12 protein-coding genes and 2 pseudogenes are annotated in these 14,374 nt (G+C 67.4%); 3 read left to right on the forward strand and 11 right to left on the reverse strand.

From position 1 onward, the window contains the following. Positions 1-252: 252 nt before the first annotated feature. The 3 genes from BUE44_RS37135 (at position 253) to BUE44_RS23615 (ending at position 1,754) form a co-directional block, all read left to right on the forward strand. Positions 253-750 carry a hypothetical protein gene (locus BUE44_RS37135; RefSeq protein ID WP_143172565.1) on the forward strand — a complete coding sequence of 166 codons (498 nt, stop codon included), beginning with the start codon at positions 253-255 and terminating at the stop codon, positions 748-750. Between the two features lie 297 nt (positions 751-1,047). Next, on the forward strand, positions 1,048-1,329 hold the full coding sequence (locus BUE44_RS23610; protein WP_073501033.1) for a hypothetical protein: 282 nt from the start codon (positions 1,048-1,050) through the stop codon (positions 1,327-1,329). Beyond that, complete coding sequence (locus BUE44_RS23615; protein ID WP_079190007.1) at positions 1,326-1,754, forward strand: type II toxin-antitoxin system VapC family toxin; 429 nt, start codon at positions 1,326-1,328, stop codon at positions 1,752-1,754. The genes BUE44_RS23610 and BUE44_RS23615 overlap by 4 nt, the downstream gene beginning before the upstream one ends. Positions 1,755-2,133: 379 nt before the next feature. On the opposite strand, the gene BUE44_RS23620 is transcribed toward BUE44_RS23615, so the two are convergent. From BUE44_RS23620 to BUE44_RS23675, 11 genes and pseudogenes are all read right to left on the reverse strand, one after another. Further along, positions 2,134-2,541: an Imm50 family immunity protein gene (locus BUE44_RS23620; protein WP_073500990.1), complete on the reverse strand. Its 408-nt coding sequence runs from the start codon at positions 2,539-2,541 to the stop codon at positions 2,134-2,136. Beyond that, positions 2,528-3,031, reverse strand: a complete 504-nt coding sequence (locus BUE44_RS23625) for an Imm50 family immunity protein (protein ID WP_073500991.1) — start codon at positions 3,029-3,031, stop codon at positions 2,528-2,530. Before BUE44_RS23625 ends, BUE44_RS23620 begins: the two co-directional genes overlap by 14 nt. After that, positions 2,982-3,089, reverse strand: a pseudogene (locus BUE44_RS39800) (hypothetical protein); the annotation flags it as partial. The pseudogene BUE44_RS39800 and the gene BUE44_RS23625, both read right to left, overlap by 50 nt. A 54-nt stretch (positions 3,090-3,143) precedes the next feature. Further along, positions 3,144-3,392, reverse strand: a complete 249-nt coding sequence (locus BUE44_RS38735; RefSeq protein ID WP_322940586.1) for a transposase — start codon at positions 3,390-3,392, stop codon at positions 3,144-3,146. A 30-nt stretch (positions 3,393-3,422) separates the two neighbouring features. Further along, a complete protein-coding gene (locus BUE44_RS23635; protein WP_073500992.1) occupies positions 3,423-3,686 on the reverse strand; it encodes a hypothetical protein in 264 nt (87 codons plus the stop codon). 86 nt (positions 3,687-3,772) lie between these two features. After that, positions 3,773-5,170: an RHS repeat domain-containing protein gene (locus BUE44_RS38740; RefSeq protein ID WP_235002382.1), complete on the reverse strand. Its 1,398-nt coding sequence runs from the start codon at positions 5,168-5,170 to the stop codon at positions 3,773-3,775. A gap of 657 nt (positions 5,171-5,827) precedes the next feature. After that, on the reverse strand, positions 5,828-5,971 hold the full coding sequence (locus tag BUE44_RS37590) for a putative T7SS-secreted protein (protein WP_159450291.1): 144 nt from the start codon (positions 5,969-5,971) through the stop codon (positions 5,828-5,830). A gap of 535 nt (positions 5,972-6,506) precedes the next feature. Continuing rightward, complete coding sequence (locus BUE44_RS38745) at positions 6,507-6,995, reverse strand: barstar family protein (RefSeq protein WP_079190009.1); 489 nt, start codon at positions 6,993-6,995, stop codon at positions 6,507-6,509. Positions 6,996-7,010: 15 nt separating this feature from the next. Then, positions 7,011-8,825 (reverse strand): annotated as a pseudogene (locus BUE44_RS39340) (RHS repeat-associated core domain-containing protein); the annotation flags it as partial. Between the two features lie 329 nt (positions 8,826-9,154). After that, the gene (locus tag BUE44_RS23670) at positions 9,155-9,484 is read right to left on the reverse strand and encodes a hypothetical protein (protein ID WP_073500996.1); all 330 of its coding nucleotides are present in this window, start codon (positions 9,482-9,484) and stop codon (positions 9,155-9,157) included. Beyond that, positions 9,485-14,257, reverse strand: coding sequence for a putative T7SS-secreted protein (locus BUE44_RS23675; protein ID WP_073500997.1), 4,773 nt, complete (start codon positions 14,255-14,257; stop codon positions 9,485-9,487). It abuts the gene before it with no gap. Positions 14,258-14,374: the final 117 nt, after the last annotated feature.

The following is a 14,374-nucleotide window of genomic DNA, read 5'->3' on the forward strand; positions in this document are numbered from 1 at the left end:
AGCGCCGATGACCTGGGCGGCCTTCTTCTCGACCTTCTTGACGCCTGCTCGATCACTCGACTCGTACGGACCGTGTGTGCCGGCGCCCCGGGCCCCGATACCACCGCCGCTCCGACCGCGTGCGCGAACGAATGCCGCGTGCCAGTGGGCGGAGGGTTCCGCAAGGACATCGCCCACTTCGGCGCGCAACTGCTCCGGTGCCAGGTCGTCCTCTTCGCGCGAGGACGCGGCGATCGAGAAGTCCCCGCGGGAGTGGAAGACGTCCTCCATGGCGCGGGCGAGCCCCTCGCCGACGCGTTCGCGGACATCCAGACTGCGGCGGAGATCGTCGAGCCGGCTGCGGGTGAAGTACTCGGCGGCGACGGTCTGCGCGCACAGGGCACGCATCAGGCCCAGTTGCCTGCCGATATGGGAACCGGCGGGCACCTCGTCGGCGGTCTTCCAGACGCATGGGAAAGCGCCGAACCGCGCGGTTCTGGTGGCCGCTGCGGGCCGGACGTACCCGGGACGGCGGGCGCAGGCCGAGCGCCGCGCCCGCGCCGTGTCCGCACCTTCCGGCAGCGCACCCACCAGGAACCCGCCGCCGCCCGCGACGAGCGCGTACCCGCCGCCCGGCCCCAGGAGCACGTCGCCGGAGAGGCCCGGCACGCACACCAGCAATTCGCGCCTCCCCATTCGCCGCCCGATGGCACGGCAATGGCAAGCGGCCGGGTGATTGGTCTGAGCAGCGGCAAATCCCCGACCCGCTGAGCCGGAGCTTCTTTGCGGAGCGGATGACGGGAATCGAACCCGCGCTCTGAGCTTGGGAATCACGGGTGCCTGGTTCGCGTTTGCCCAGCTCACCTCGTCGAGGCTGCTCAATGAAGGTAAGCGGCTACGGGTTCGCGTTGTCTGTGGTTGGCCCTGGCGTACCCCTGCTACTCGTGCGTTGGTGGTGCGGCGACTCTCCGCTCGGGGTGCCCACGGCCGGGATCCTCTCCTGTGGAGGTGGCTGGTGCCCTTAACCTGGTATGAGACGGCAGCCCGCATGCGGCGAAGGGGATGAACATGACCACTGCACCTGGCGGCGCACCGCGCTCGCTCGGCCCCGCGAGCACGGCGCATCCGCTGCGAACTATCCGTGACATCCGGGAGTCCCTGCCGGAGGACCAGGCCCGACACTTCGACGCGGAGCTCGCTGACACCGAGCTGGAGGCGCTGCCGCAGATGCTGAGCCGCTGGGTTCGCCTGGCTACCGACGGCTTCGAGGAGTTCCTGCTGTCCCAGCCCTTCGAAGGCCTGGAGTTCGGCGCACGCTCCTACGACGACGACCAGGCGGGCGATCGGTGATCTACCTGCTCGATACGAACGTCGTCGCGGAACTCACCACGCGCCTTCGGCCCGATCCCCGTGTCGTGGCCTGGCTCCGTTCGACCGCGCGGCCCAACCGCTTCCTGAGCGTTATCACTGTGGCCGAGATCGAAGCCGGCGTAGCGGCCACCCCGGACCCGGTACGGCAAGGCCGGTACGCCGAGGTCCTGGCGGCTGCCCGACTGGAGTACCGGGACCGTATTGCGCCGATCGGCGAACGAGAGGCGGCCGCCTACCTCGCCGTCCACAAAGCGCTGAAAGCCGCCGGCACGAGTATCGACCCGCCGGACGCCCTCATCGCCGCCACGGCGGTGGCCAACGGCTGGACCGTAGCCAGTCGCAACATCAAGCATCTGGAGCGCACCGGTGCCGCGGTGATCAATCCCTGGGACTTCAACCCGTAGCAGCGCCTCTGGAGCAGATCTGATGTCCAGCAGCGGAACAAGTCTGCCCTCGCCCTCCACCTGGCAACGCCGGCCTGGTGGGTGCTCCAATTGACCGCCAGATGTGGTGCGGACGTGGTGCGGGTTCTCAAATTGGGCTAGACAGCGTTGAAGGTCCAAGTCCATGACCTGGGCCTTTTCTGCGGAGCGGATGACGGGAACCGAACCCGCGCTCTGAGCTTGGGGATCACGAGGGCCGCTGCTGGCTTGCCGCAGGTCAGAGGCGGTGGCCGACAGCAGCAGCATGGGGACTGCGCCCGACGGCGACCCTGGGTACCCGTGGTGTACCCCCCGAACTGGTGCGGAAGTGGTGCAGGGCGGGGACGGCACGGAGGGTGGGTCATTCGTGGCGTGCGGCCAAGTAGGCCCGAATCCTCAGGACGCGCGCGCGGCGGGCGTCCCAGGACGCTGAGAAACCGTCTCCGCGGATCTCCGTACGAATTTCGCCGGGCGCGCCCGTCGTCAGGGTCACACTGTCCGCGCGGGAGCCGTACCAGCCGTCGATGCGCAGGTGGGAGATCCCTTCGAAGGTGAGGAAGAACTCGAAGGCGTTGAGTCCCTTCTCCGTCCACTCCCTCGGGGGTCGTTCCGGCAGGGAGTCCAGCGCGAACCCGAGCGTCAGGCTCGTGTCGCGCTCGTCGATGTGAACGGAGAAGAGGTCGAAGGAGGCCAGATCGGGCGGGCGAGTGTAGAGGCGCGCCAGGGCTTCCGAGCTATCCATGAGCCGCAGCCAGTCAGACCCGTCCATAGAACGTCTTCTCTCCCAGGTCGGGGAGGACGTCGTACCGCATTTGGTCGACCTTCCCGACGTAGTAGTGGTGGCCGCGGTCTGTGCCGTCGGCGCTGGATCGGTAGGCGCTCATCTTTCCGACGGTCAGGGAGTCGCTGCTGGAGAAGGTGAGGCGGGTGCCGCCTGCACCGAGCCGCACCAGGACCCTCCGCTCCTCCGTGGGCTCGATGTCCAGGGATCCTGTCACCGGGGGGTGCCACCCGCGCAGCAGGAAGTCGTCCACAGCGAGGAATTGCAGCTGGCACTGGAACATGTCGCAGCCGTTCTGCTCCCACTCCGGGCGCGGCCGGTCAGGGAAGCCCGAAAGGTCGAACCGCAGGGTGAGCGTCGGGCCACGGCGATCGAGGTACAAGGACCGCACCGTGACGGGTTCCAGCGGCGGGGGCGACGTGTAGAAGTCAGTGAGTACCGCCAGGTTGCGGACCAGTCCGGCCCAGGCTGGGGTCATAGTAGTAATGCTCCTCGGCTCCTGGAAGTTGGCCGTTCCTGGGTTCGTCGAATGGCCGGACATGGACAGGGGGCCGCTGGTATCCGGGCTCGCCGGGTGAGCGATGCCCTGTTCAGTGGTCCTGGAACGTGATCAAGTCACCGGAATCCGTCAGATGGTCCTCCTCCCGGAAATAGATCGGCCGGTGGTCCGCGTCGAACAGTTGTGGGCTCAACGCGCAAACGCGGTCCCACGGGGGGAAGTCCGCGGGCATCGCCCGCCAGGTGGTACCGCCCGCGACCAGGTAGCGGACCGCGTCGAGCATCTGCCGGTGGCAGTAGCCCTTCGGCTGCCCGCCTCTGCCCTCCATCCAACCGGGCACCGGCAGCTGCAAGCGAGAGCAGGTGAAGGTTCACGCTTCCGGGCAGGACGAGGTGAACTCCTCGAGCCATGCCCGGAAATCGGCCGGGCCGTAGAGGTAACTCCCGGGGCCGGTCATCGAGTCGGCGCCGCTCAACTCGTCGAGGGCGCGCCAGACGGGTTCCTGTTCCAGCAGCGGGTCGTCACCCTGCATGGTTTCCAGTGCCCAGTCGGCGATCGCGGAGACGTCGGCGGTGGAATCGTTCACCAGCGATTCCAGCCTCATCTTGATCTGCTGGGTAAGGCGCTCGTCCATTTTCCCTCAGGTTCGTGGGTGTCGTCAGAACGTCCCGATGAAGTTGCCCTGTGCGTCGAAGAGGTAGTGGACCTTCTTGCCTCCGGTCACCTTGACGTCCGGGCGGACATACGGACCCTACCGGAGTGGTCGACGGTCTCCTGCCAGATACGGGTGGCGTCCGTCGCCGGATCCCATTCGCGCACCACTCGCCGACCGAGCATCTCACCGGCTATCTTCGCCTCCGCGACCGTGCCGTAAAAGCGAATGCGCCCGTCCGGGAGCTCTCGGATTCCGCCCTTTCCGTATTTCTGCGCCTGCTGGAGATAGCGCAGCTGCTTCGCGTAGTTCGCCGCGTTCCCCGGGCCGGCGGGATCGCAGGAGAGCCCGAGCGGATCGGCCCAGAGCAGCGGATTGGGCACATAGGCGTGGTGGTTGGGCGCCGCGTCCAAGCCCAGCGGGTCCGGTGAGACGTAACTGGCCGTGTTCGGGTCGTAGAAGCGGTGCAGGTTGTAGTGGAGCGCCGTCTCGCCGTCCCGGTACTGGCCCTGGAAGCGCAGGGGACAGTCCTCCGGCCCGGAGCCGCGGCCGCCTCCCCACAGGGTGGTGCGCAACCGCCACACCACGGTCCCCGCCTCGTCGAGGAGTTCGGTGGGGGCGCCCGCGATGTCGGTGACGATCGCGTAGAAGCGCCGGTCGTATTCGTCCTGCGTGCTGATCTGTGCCAGCGGCCGGTGGCTCTCCTGCGCGTACTCCCACGTCCTGTGCCGTGGTCCGCTGCCCTCCTCGGCAAGTCGCGGGCCGTCCCAGGTGAATTCGGTGCGCTCCAGCACCTCGCCCGCGTCTCCCACCCGCTCCTTCGCGATACGCCGCCCGAAGGGGTCGTAGCGATAGCGCCAGCGGCTGCCGTCGGGCGTGCGGACGCCGACGAGCCGATCCTCGGCGTCCCAGGTGTACGTCCACGTCCTGCGCCGGCCGTCGAGGAGCCGGTGGTCGTCCCGGACCAGGCGCCCCTGGCCGTCGTACGCGTACCGGTGGCGCCTGGCCGCGTGGACGAGCGTGCCCCGTACGGAGTGGGCGCTCTCGTCACCCGTATTGCCGGTGAAGGCCGAGCGCACCAGGTTGCCCGCGGCGTCGTAGACGTACGACTCCTGCCAGTCGGCGGCGGTGACGGCTGTGACGCGGTCGGTCGCGTCAAGGGTGAATTGTCGGCTGCCGGTGTGCAGATCGGCGATCTCCCGTACGGCGCCACTGCCGCTGTACGCGTACCGCCGACGGAGGACGGCCGAGCCGGCCGCCGGGTGGACCGCGGAGCCGGCCGGCGAGGGCCGCGCGCTCACCTCCAAGGCCGCCAGCCGGCCCATCGCGTCCCACCCCTGACTGATCGCTACCGTGCCGCCGAGACGGCGCGCCGTCTCCCGGCCCGCCGCGTCGTACTCGAAGCCGAGGGTGCCGGCGCCGCTGTCGAGTGCGACGGCGCGTCCTGCGGCGTCGTAGGTCCACACCGAGACCGCGCCGGACGGCGTGTGGCGTTCGACGCGCCTGCCCGCGGCGTCATAGGTGTTGCTGAGGGCGCGGCCTCCGGTCTCCTCACGGAGTACGCGGCCCAGTGGGTCCCGCTCGATGCGGACGGAGGTGTGCGCGTTCGTGGCCAGGACGACGTGGCCAGGACGACGTGGCCGGACGGCGAGTAGGCGAACGTGGAGACGGCCCCGTCCGACGCCCGCTGCTCCACGACGCGGCCGAGCGTGTCGCGGACGAACTCCACGTGCTGAACGGCGCCGTTGACACGTCCGGTCAGCTGACCCGCCGCATCGTGCTCGTAGGCAAGGACGCGGCCGTTGAAGTCGGTCTCCGCGGTCAGCCGTCCGGCGGCGTCGAACTCGTAGCGCCATTGGAGACCCTGGGGGCCGGTGACGCTCGTCAGGCGCAACTCGGTGTCGTAGCCGAAGTGGTAGCGGGCACCGTCGGGATCGACGCGGGAGAGCGGGAGACCGAAGGGGCCGTGGACGTACGACGTCGCGCTGCCCGAAGGACCGGTCTCGGAGAGGAGGTTGCCCTCCGCGTCCCATTCCCACGACTCCGTCTGACAGCCGGCCGTCGTGCGGGACACGAGCAGTCCCTCGGCCGTCCATCGTTGTTCGGTGCGGACGGACAAGGGGTCAGTCATGGCCATCCGGCTCCTCGGACTGACCCAACTGCTGCTCGGCCACGTGCGCGCCGAGGTGGTCGGCGATGTGGTCGCCCTTGTCCTCGACCCAGTCCGCGGCCGTGCTCCAGACCGCCACCGACCGAGTTGACGGCATCCCCGAAGATCCCCATACGCCCCACCCCCCACGGCGGCACGACAGTCACACCAACCTAGCAACCATCTGTGACGAGGTCATCACCCCCTGGTAGAGCGCACGCATCCAGCACGTCCAGGCCCTCGTTCGCCTGCCCGCAGGGCTTCCCGGTTCAGGGCCTCCTGCATCGCGGCACGCGGTCATCGTCGGGGATCGGAGAATGTGAATGGCGTCAATCGGCCGTCGGAATTCGTGCACGGTTGCTGCAGGTTCTTTCGCCGGCTTGAGCAATAAAAAGACCCCAGGTCTTCGACCTGGGGCTTTGTATTGGAGCGGATGACGGGAATCGAACCCGCGCTCTGAGCTTGGGAATCACGGGTGCCTTGCCGATATCCGTGCTGGTCAGCGGCACATGATGCCCCTGAGGTGCTACCGCGCCAGCGCCGTTGACGACCGTGGTTGACCGTTCCGTACCGCTGGGCATGGTGCGGATGCGGTGCGGTGGCCGAGCCCAGGACGAGGCCGCTCCTGGCAACCGGCCTTTCGCGCCGTCCACTTATGAGGCGAGTTCGCCGACCTCGGCAACCTGGTCGGCGTCCCACTCGGCGATCCCGAGGTCCATGACGACATGAAACGGGATCGCCGGACGGTCCCACCACTCGCCCTGCGCTACCGGGGACGCCCACTCTTCGGCGCTCAGTTTCATCGTGTCGAGAAAGGCTCGGCGCTCGATCGGTTCGTCGGCGAAGAGCGAGTCGCTGCTCCGGAACACCAGGCAGTAGGAGTCTGCTGGAAGCCATTCGAGATCGGTCAGGCAATCTTTCAAGGCCGGCCAGTTCCGGCCGAAATAGTCAGGAAAATCCAATCTGCTGGAAACCATCGAGAAGAAGGAGTCGAGCGTCCTCGCGTCCCCGCCCTGGAATTCGACAACCACCCCCGAGTCCCCGGCGTCTTGGATGTAGTTCCTGGCGGTGACGTCATCCAGGTCGGCTTTGACCACCCAAGGCAGGGAGGGGCGGGTCAAAGGGTTTGATCGGATTGCCATCCCAGATTCCTTTACTTACGGGATGTGAATGAAAGTCTGATAGTGGTCTGCGGTGTAGTAGGCAGATCCGTCCGAACCGGTAACGAGTCTCTCCTCGCCTCGATCCACACCCTTGATCTTCGGGTTGACATCCCATTCTCGGTACGTGATGGCCTTCCCCGCGGGGTCAACCAGTGGGAGCATCTGCCCACCCTTCGCCCCTGTATTCCCGAACGGAGCGCCGCCCTTGTATCCGGCAAATGGCGAGCCCTTGGATCTGACCCTATCAAGAACGTTCTGGACCTTTTCCGTTGCCGGGCCGTACGGGATGCACGGCGTGAGGCCGAGGGGGTCAATCCAGCGGGTGGGGTTGGGGACGTAGGCGTAGTCGTTGTCGGCTGGTCGGAGGCCGAGGGGGTCGGGGCTGAGGTAGCGGGCGGTGGTGGGGTCGTAGTAGCGGTGATGGTTGTAGTGGAGGCCGGTCTCCTCGTCGGCGTATTGGCCGGGGAAGCGGAGAGGGCAGTCGGCGGGCTCGTTGTCGGAGGGCTGCGGGGGCGATCCCCATAGGTCGGGGGTGGCGTGCCAGGCGGTGGTGCCGTCGGGGGTGAGGAGGTGGGTGGGGGTGCCGACGAGGTCGGTGACTATTGCGTAGAACTGGGCCTCGTCGGAGGTGCGGGTGGTCTGGGTGAGGGGAGTGTGGCTTCCAGGGGTGTATTCCCAGGTTGTGGTGGTGTCGGCTGTGGTCTGTTCGGTGAGCTGGGTGGAGTCCCAGGTGAAGTCGGTGCGGGTGAGGACGCTGCCGTCGGGGGCGAGTTGTTGCTTGGCGGTGCGGCGGCCGAGGGGGTCGTACCGGTAGCGCCAGGTGGTGTCGCCTGAGGTGGTGCTGGTGAGGCGGTCTTCGGTGTTCCAGGTGTAGGTGCGGACGCGTTTCTGCCCGTTGAGGAGCCGGAGGGTGGTGCGGGTGAGGCGGCCGTGGGCGTCGTGTTCGTAGGTGGTGCGGGCGCCCCGGTGGATGCGTGTGCCGGTGAACTCCCGGGTGGTGGGGGCCTCGGACTCGGCTTCCGGGGCGTGGGTGAGGTTGCCGACGCTGTCGTAGGCGTAGGTCTCGGCCCGGTGGGGGGTGTGGACGGTGGTGACGCGGCCGGTGGGGTCGAGGTCGTAGCGGCGGGTGCCGTCCTGGAGGTCGCGGATCTCGGTGAGGTAGCCGTCTTCACGGTAGGTGTAGGTGCGGTGGTGCAGGAGGTGGTCGGCCTGGCCGTGGGCAGCGTTGGTGACGGCGGTGCCGGTGAGACGGCTGCTGGTGTCCCAGCTCTGGGTGAGGCGGAGGCCGTCGTCTATGCGGCGTTCGGTCTCGCGGCCGGCGGCGTCGTAGCCGAAGGTGAGGGCGCCGGCGAGGGATTCCAGGCCGGTGGGGCGTCCGGCGGGGTCGTAGGTCCAAGTGGAGGAGTGGCCGGACGGGGTGGTGCGGCTGAGGCGGTGGCCTGCGAGGTCGTAGGTGTAGCGGGTGGTGTGGCCGTTGACGGTCTCGGCGAGGATGCGGCCGAGCGCGTCGCGTTCGAAGGTGACGGTGGCGTCGGCGTTCACGGCGGCGGTGAGTAGCCCCGCAGCGTCGTAGGCGAACGTGGCAGCCTCACCGTCCGTGGCGCGTTGTTCGGTGACCAGGCCCAGCGGGTTGCGGGTGTAGGCGGTGGTCTGGCCGACGCCGTTGGTGCGGGCGACCAGTTGCCCGGCACCGTCATGGGCGTAGGTGAGGGTGCGGCCGTTGAAGTCCGTCTCGGCGGTGAGGCGTCCTGCCTGGTCGTGGGTGTAGGTCCAGGTCAGCCCCTGCGGGTTGGTGACCGTGGTGAGGCGACGTCATCAGGTACGGGTACGCGTGACAGGTGGATGCCGAACAGGCAGGTGGAGCACCAGAACGATGCGTACCCGACCCTGTCAGGGACGAGACCGGTAAAGGCCAGGTTGAGTGTTCTGGCGCCACAGTTGGGGCAGGCTTCGGCGGACGAATCCGGCAGAGATTCGTAGGCGCGAACATACGGGTGATCGTCTACCTGCCGATCCGTCACCGCCATGGCCGGGTTGCGGCATGAGGCCACTATCGGCTCTGTCGGGCCAACCGCGAGAACGACGGAGCCTTGACATCCGCGCACAGTTGGGCTTCGCGTGGCACCAGGGCTTCGGCATCATGGCCGAACGCCCAATTCCTGTAGATAGTCAGCCTGTTCCTCGTCGAGCTGGGCGGAGAACAGCCTTCGCAGGGGCGCGAGGAGTTCGGTACGGACCAGCAGGTGTTCATCGATACGCAGGAGGGCATGCAACTGGATCTCGCGAATCGTCTCGTGATCTTCTGACGTCGCAGTCAGTGCCAGAATCCTCACCAGCAGGTCTGCCTCGTCCTGGTCGAACAAGGGCGACCAGTCGCTGCAGGTGTTTGCGCCGTATTCGCGATCTTCAGGGGAGGCGGACACGATCTTCGTGACGAGGCCCACCAGATCCGTCTCGCCGATGGTCATCTAGAGTCCCGGATACTCAGAGGGCCAGGGTATGTGCGTAGCGTTTGCAGCGTTCGGATTGTAGTTCGGACTGTTGGGGTTGTGGGACTGATGATGGTACAGATTGCCGGCCTCGTCCTGGTATTGCCTACCGATCTGGATGCGGTAGGTCTCGCCTGATGCTGAGTTCGACCCTACCGGGGCAGTTCCGTCGGGGCCATGAATCCTGAGCCGTACCGTCTGTCCCGCGTCGTTCTTCCAGGAGTATTCGAGGCCGTACTGCGAGCCACCACCTGAGTGGGGCGTCAATTCGCGAATCTTCGCATCGTCAGGAACGATGCTCATGGGATCTTTCCCTCGAAGGTCATATCCCTTGCATGGTGCGAGTCCGAGGGCGTCCTGCCACGCCAGCGGGTTGTCCACGTATCCGTAGTGGTTGTCCGCCGGAATCAGCCCCAGTGGATCAGGACTGATGTATCGCGCGGTCTCGGGGTCGTAGTACCGATGGTAGTTGTAATTGAATCCCGTCTCGTCGTCGGCGTATTGACCCGGGAATCGCAGTGGGCAGTAGGCCTCCCCGGAACTTTCGGAAGCCGGGTGAGCAACGCCCCAGACGTCGTGCCGAGAGTGCCACGGGATGGTGGCATCCTGGGCGACCAACTCCGTCGGAGATCCGACGGGATCCGTTATCACCGCGTAGAAGGAGAGATCCGCGCCTGAGGAGGACGGCGGGCCCGGCGGTGGGGATGCCGGACTGTTCGGGTCCGGCCTGAGAAGCACTGCGCGGCTGGTCGTCTGAGCCAGAGCGGTGTGCGTGCCCGGTGCATAATCCCATGTCGTGGTACGCCCTTCCGGAGACCGCTCCTCGGCCAGTCGGGTGCCCTCCCAGGCGAAGGTGGTCGTGTGCGAGGTGCCGTCGAGCGAATGCAGTTTGGCGATCCGTCGGCCCAGCGGATCGTAGGTGTACCGCCACGTGAGACCGTCGGGGGTGACGGCTCGAACGAGACGGTCTTCGGCGTTCCAGGCGTAGGTCCACGTCTTCTTCGCCCCGCTGAGGTGCCTGAGCGTTTTGCGCACCAGACGGCCTTGGGCGTCATGTTGGTAAACGGTGCGACCGGATCGGCGAATGATCGCGCCGGAGAAGTCACGATCCGTAGGGGTGCCGGCATTGCCGGGGACCATGGCACGGGTGAGGTTGCCGGTCGCGTCGTAGTCGTATATCTCCGTGCCGGTGGACGCATGGACGGCGGTGATGCGTCCGACCGCGTCGAGGTCGTAACGGCGAGTGCCGTCCAGAACGTCCTGCACCTCGGCGAGGTAGCCGTCGTCGCGGTAGGCGTAGGTGCGGTTGTTCAGAAGGCGTTCGGCCTGCGCCGGCTGAGTGGCGACCACGGCCTGTCCGGTGAGGCGCCCCGTGGTGTCCCAGCGCTGCGTGAGTAGAAGGTTGCCCCCGATGCGGCGCTCTGTCTCGCGCCCTGCTGCGTCGTGCGCGAGAGTGAGGCTGCCGGCCGATGTGACCAGTTCCTCGGGTCGGCCGACGGCGTCATATGTCCACGCGGAGACATGGCCGCTCGGCGTCGTGCGGGAGGTACGTCGCCCGGCCGCGTCGTAGGTGTAGCGAGTGGTGCGGTCGTTGACGGTCTCGGTGAGGGGGCGGCCGAGCTCGTCGCGTACGTAGCTCAGGGTCGCCACGGAGTTCGCGGCGCTGACGAGCCTGCCGGCGTCATCGTAGGTGTAGGTGGCCACCTCTCCAGTGCTGGCGCGCTGTTCGGTGACGCGTCCGAGGCAGTCCAGGACGAAGGCGTGGGTCTCGCCTGCACCGTTGGTGCGGCCGATGAGCTGGCCCGCGGCGTTGAGGGTGTACGTAAGCGTGCGGCCGCTGAAATCCCTCTCGGAGGTGAGTCGGCCGGCCGGGTCGTAGGTATAGGTCCAGTGGTGCCCCAACGCGTCGGTGACCTGGCGTAGCCGCAACTCAGTGTCGTACTCGAAGGTTCGGACGGCGCCGTTCGGCCCGCTGCGGGAGGCGACGAGGTCGAAGTGCGTGTATGTATACCGGGTGGTGTGGCCTGCCGGGTCGCTGAAGGCGGTGAGATTGCCCTCACCGTCCCATCGCCACGTCTCGCGTGCTCCGTCCGTACTCTCCCGCCACTTCGGCTTGCCGTCCGGTGTCCATTCCATCCGCGTGGTGCAGCCGAGGGGGTCTGTGAACGCTGTCAGGTGGCCGAAGTCGTCGCGCTCGACGTGCGTGGTGTGGCCCAGAGGATCGGTGGTGCCCATGGGCAGCCCGGCGGCGTTCACCTCGTATCGGTGAGTACGGCCGAGCGGGTCCGTTCTCCCTACGAGGGCGCCACGGAAGTTCCGATGGTAGCGCGTGACGGCGCCAGCCGGGTCGGTGGTGGAGAGCAGAGCGCCGAAGTCGTCGTAGGTGTGGGTCCAGATGGCGCCGCCGGGTTCGGAGATCCGGAGGGGGAGGCCGAAGACGTTGTACTCGGCTGTGGCGAAGGCGCCGTCGGGCCTGACCAGGCTGACCAGGTTGCCATCGGAGTCGTAGCTGTAGCGGATGGTGTGGTTAAGAGGATCCGTGAGAGCGACGAGACGGCGATTCGCGGTGTCCCATTCGCGGCGGGTGGTGTGGCCGAGAGGGTCCGTCTCCGAAATGAGGCGGTAAGCCGCGTTGTGGGTGTAGGTGCTGCGGTGGCCGACGGAGTTGGTGAAGGTGGTGGTGCGGGTGGCGTCGTCGTAGGCGAAGGTGCTGCTCAGGAACCCGTCGGTGCCGCTTGTGGCCACGCAGCGTCCGCGCTGGTCATACGTGTACGCGTAGGTGGTGTCGTTGCGGTCGGTCCAGGAGGTGATGCGGCTCGCGGCGTCGTAGGAGAACTGGTGTGGAAGCCCTGAGGAGTTGGTGAGCCCGGTCAGGTTGCCGACGGCGTCGTAGCCGTACTTGCGCACGAGTGTGGCGGGCTCGTCGGGGGCGCTCGGGTCCTGGAGGTGCAGGGCGGTAATTCGGCCGCTGTCGCTGCTGAGGGTGAGGTGGTAGCCGCCGCTGTGGAGGATCTCCGCGGGCACGCCGTCGGCGTCGTGGGTGATCGCATAGGAGTTGCCGTTGCGGTCGGTGACTTCGGTGAGCGGCAGCTGCATCGGGTCGCCGGGCGAGGCCGTGGCTCCTGGGACGGCGGCGAAGTGGAGGGTGTGGCCGGCTTCGGTCTTGGTGATCCGGAGCGGAGCGCCGGGTGTGCCGTCCCATTCCAGCGGCCAGCGTGGGCCGTGGGCGGGCAGGGCGGGGGCGCCCGGCCGCGGGACGGGGTAGAGCAGGATCGACCCGTCGGCGTTGACGAACACCACGCCCTGGTCGTCGAGTTCAAGGCGTTGGTCGAGGGTGGAGGCCCAGGAGGGTCCGAAGAAGCGGCCGATCCGGTAGGACGACAGGTGGGTGCGTTCCAGGACCAGGGGGAGGGTGCCGGGCAGGGTGATGTCGGTCTGGGTGAGGATCATGTCGCCGGTGGCGACGTCGATCGGGTCCGAGAGGCACTTCTTCGCCGCCTGCTCGATGGCGGCTTTGGCGGGGTCTTCTGCTGCGGCCCGGGCGCCGTTTTTGACGGCTTGTTCTGCGGCGTCTTTTGCTGCGTTTTTGGCGGCGTCTTCTGCGACGGTTTTGCCTGCGGCGCTGCCGCCATCGGTGGCGATGGCCAGGAGGATGTTGCCGACGAGGCGGCCGCCTGCTTCTGAGCCGTCGGAGCCCCAGCCGGTGCCGAGGATGATACCGGGGAGTCGTTCGGGGTGGGCGGTCATGTCGACCAGGCCGGCGGCGGTGGCGTTCAGGTGGGTGAGGTATTGGGCGGGGTGGGTGAGGTTGTAGGGGTCGGTCGGGTTGAGGCCGCGGGCGAATTTTTCGAGGTCGGTGAGTGAGCGGACGAGTCCGCCGGCAAAGTGCTCTGCGGCTATGGGTGCGGCTTTTCCGACGTCGCCGAGGTCGTTCTTCATGCGGCCGGTGAAGTCGGGCTTGGCCGGGGCGAGTTTGGTCGCCGCCTGGACCTTGGTCTCGGCGGTGGTTGCGGCGTTGTCGCGTTGCTTGCGGGCGGCGTCCAGGGTTTCTTTCGCGGTTTGTTTGTCTTTAGCGCCGGGGTCGGTGAACGCGGCTGGTGCGACGGGTTTGGTTCCGGGGTCTTTGCCGTCGTCGACCTTGTCGTTGTAGGCCTTGACGTCGTCGTGGTAGGTGTCCACGCTCGCGTTGTAGGCGTCAGCGGCGGTCTTGCGTTTGGCGACGCCCTGCTTCCACAGGCGGACGGCTTCCTTGGCTTGCCCGATGGCCCAGTCGACGGTTTCGGCGTAGGTCTCCAGGGCGAGTCCGGCTTCGGCGCATGCGGTGGCGGCGTGCGCCCACTTGGCGGGCTGCGGCTTGAATTTCGCCCGGAAGGCGTCCGCGCCGGCGCCGTCCCAGTCCCCGGGGTCGAGGTGCGACAGGCCGGTGTGGCCGTTGTCGAAGGCCAGGGAGAGCTTGGCCAGGTGCAGGACGGCCTCGCGGATCTTGGCCGGGTCCCCGTGCAGGAGTTCCTTCGGGTCGTCGGTCTGCCCGAGTTGCTGCTCGGCGACGTGCGCGCCGAGGTTGTCTGCGATGTGGTCGCCCTGGTCCTCGACCCAGTCGGCGGCGTCATCCAGGCCGACATGGTCGAGCCCGTCGCCGACGATATGGGCACCGTCGTCGATGATCTCGCCGGCCTTCTTCTTGACCTTGTCGACGCCGTGCTCGATGCCGTCCCCGACGCTGTTGACGGCTTTCCGAAGGCTGAACCCCATCCGCCCCACCCCCCACGGCAGTACGACAGTCACACGAATCTAGCAACCATCCGTATCCACGTCATCACCACCAGGGACGCGGATGCCCGAGCACGCCCACGGCGCAGGCTCGCCCGC

Source organism: Actinacidiphila paucisporea, assembly GCF_900142575.1.
GTDB lineage: Bacteria > Actinomycetota > Actinomycetes > Streptomycetales > Streptomycetaceae > Actinacidiphila > Actinacidiphila paucisporea.

What these genes read in the sequence shown, in the direction of transcription:
- BUE44_RS23610 (WP_073501033.1), top strand. Translation starts at nt 1,048, where the DNA reads ATGACCACTGCACCTGGCGGCGCACCGCGCTCGCTCGGCCCCGCGAGC.
- BUE44_RS23620 (WP_073500990.1), bottom strand. Translation starts at nt 2,541, where the DNA reads ATGGACGGGTCTGACTGGCTGCGGCTCATGGATAGCTCGGAAGCCCTG.
- BUE44_RS23625 (WP_073500991.1), bottom strand. Translation starts at nt 3,031, where the DNA reads ATGACCCCAGCCTGGGCCGGACTGGTCCGCAACCTGGCGGTACTCACT.
- BUE44_RS23635 (WP_073500992.1), bottom strand. Translation starts at nt 3,686, where the DNA reads ATGGACGAGCGCCTTACCCAGCAGATCAAGATGAGGCTGGAATCGCTG.
- BUE44_RS37590 (WP_159450291.1), bottom strand. Translation starts at nt 5,971, where the DNA reads ATGCCGTCAACTCGGTCGGTGGCGGTCTGGAGCACGGCCGCGGACTGG.
- BUE44_RS38745 (WP_079190009.1), bottom strand. Translation starts at nt 6,995, where the DNA reads ATGGCAATCCGATCAAACCCTTTGACCCGCCCCTCCCTGCCTTGGGTG.
- BUE44_RS23670 (WP_073500996.1), bottom strand. Translation starts at nt 9,484, where the DNA reads ATGACCATCGGCGAGACGGATCTGGTGGGCCTCGTCACGAAGATCGTG.
- BUE44_RS23675 (WP_073500997.1), bottom strand. Translation starts at nt 14,257, where the DNA reads ATGGGGTTCAGCCTTCGGAAAGCCGTCAACAGCGTCGGGGACGGCATC.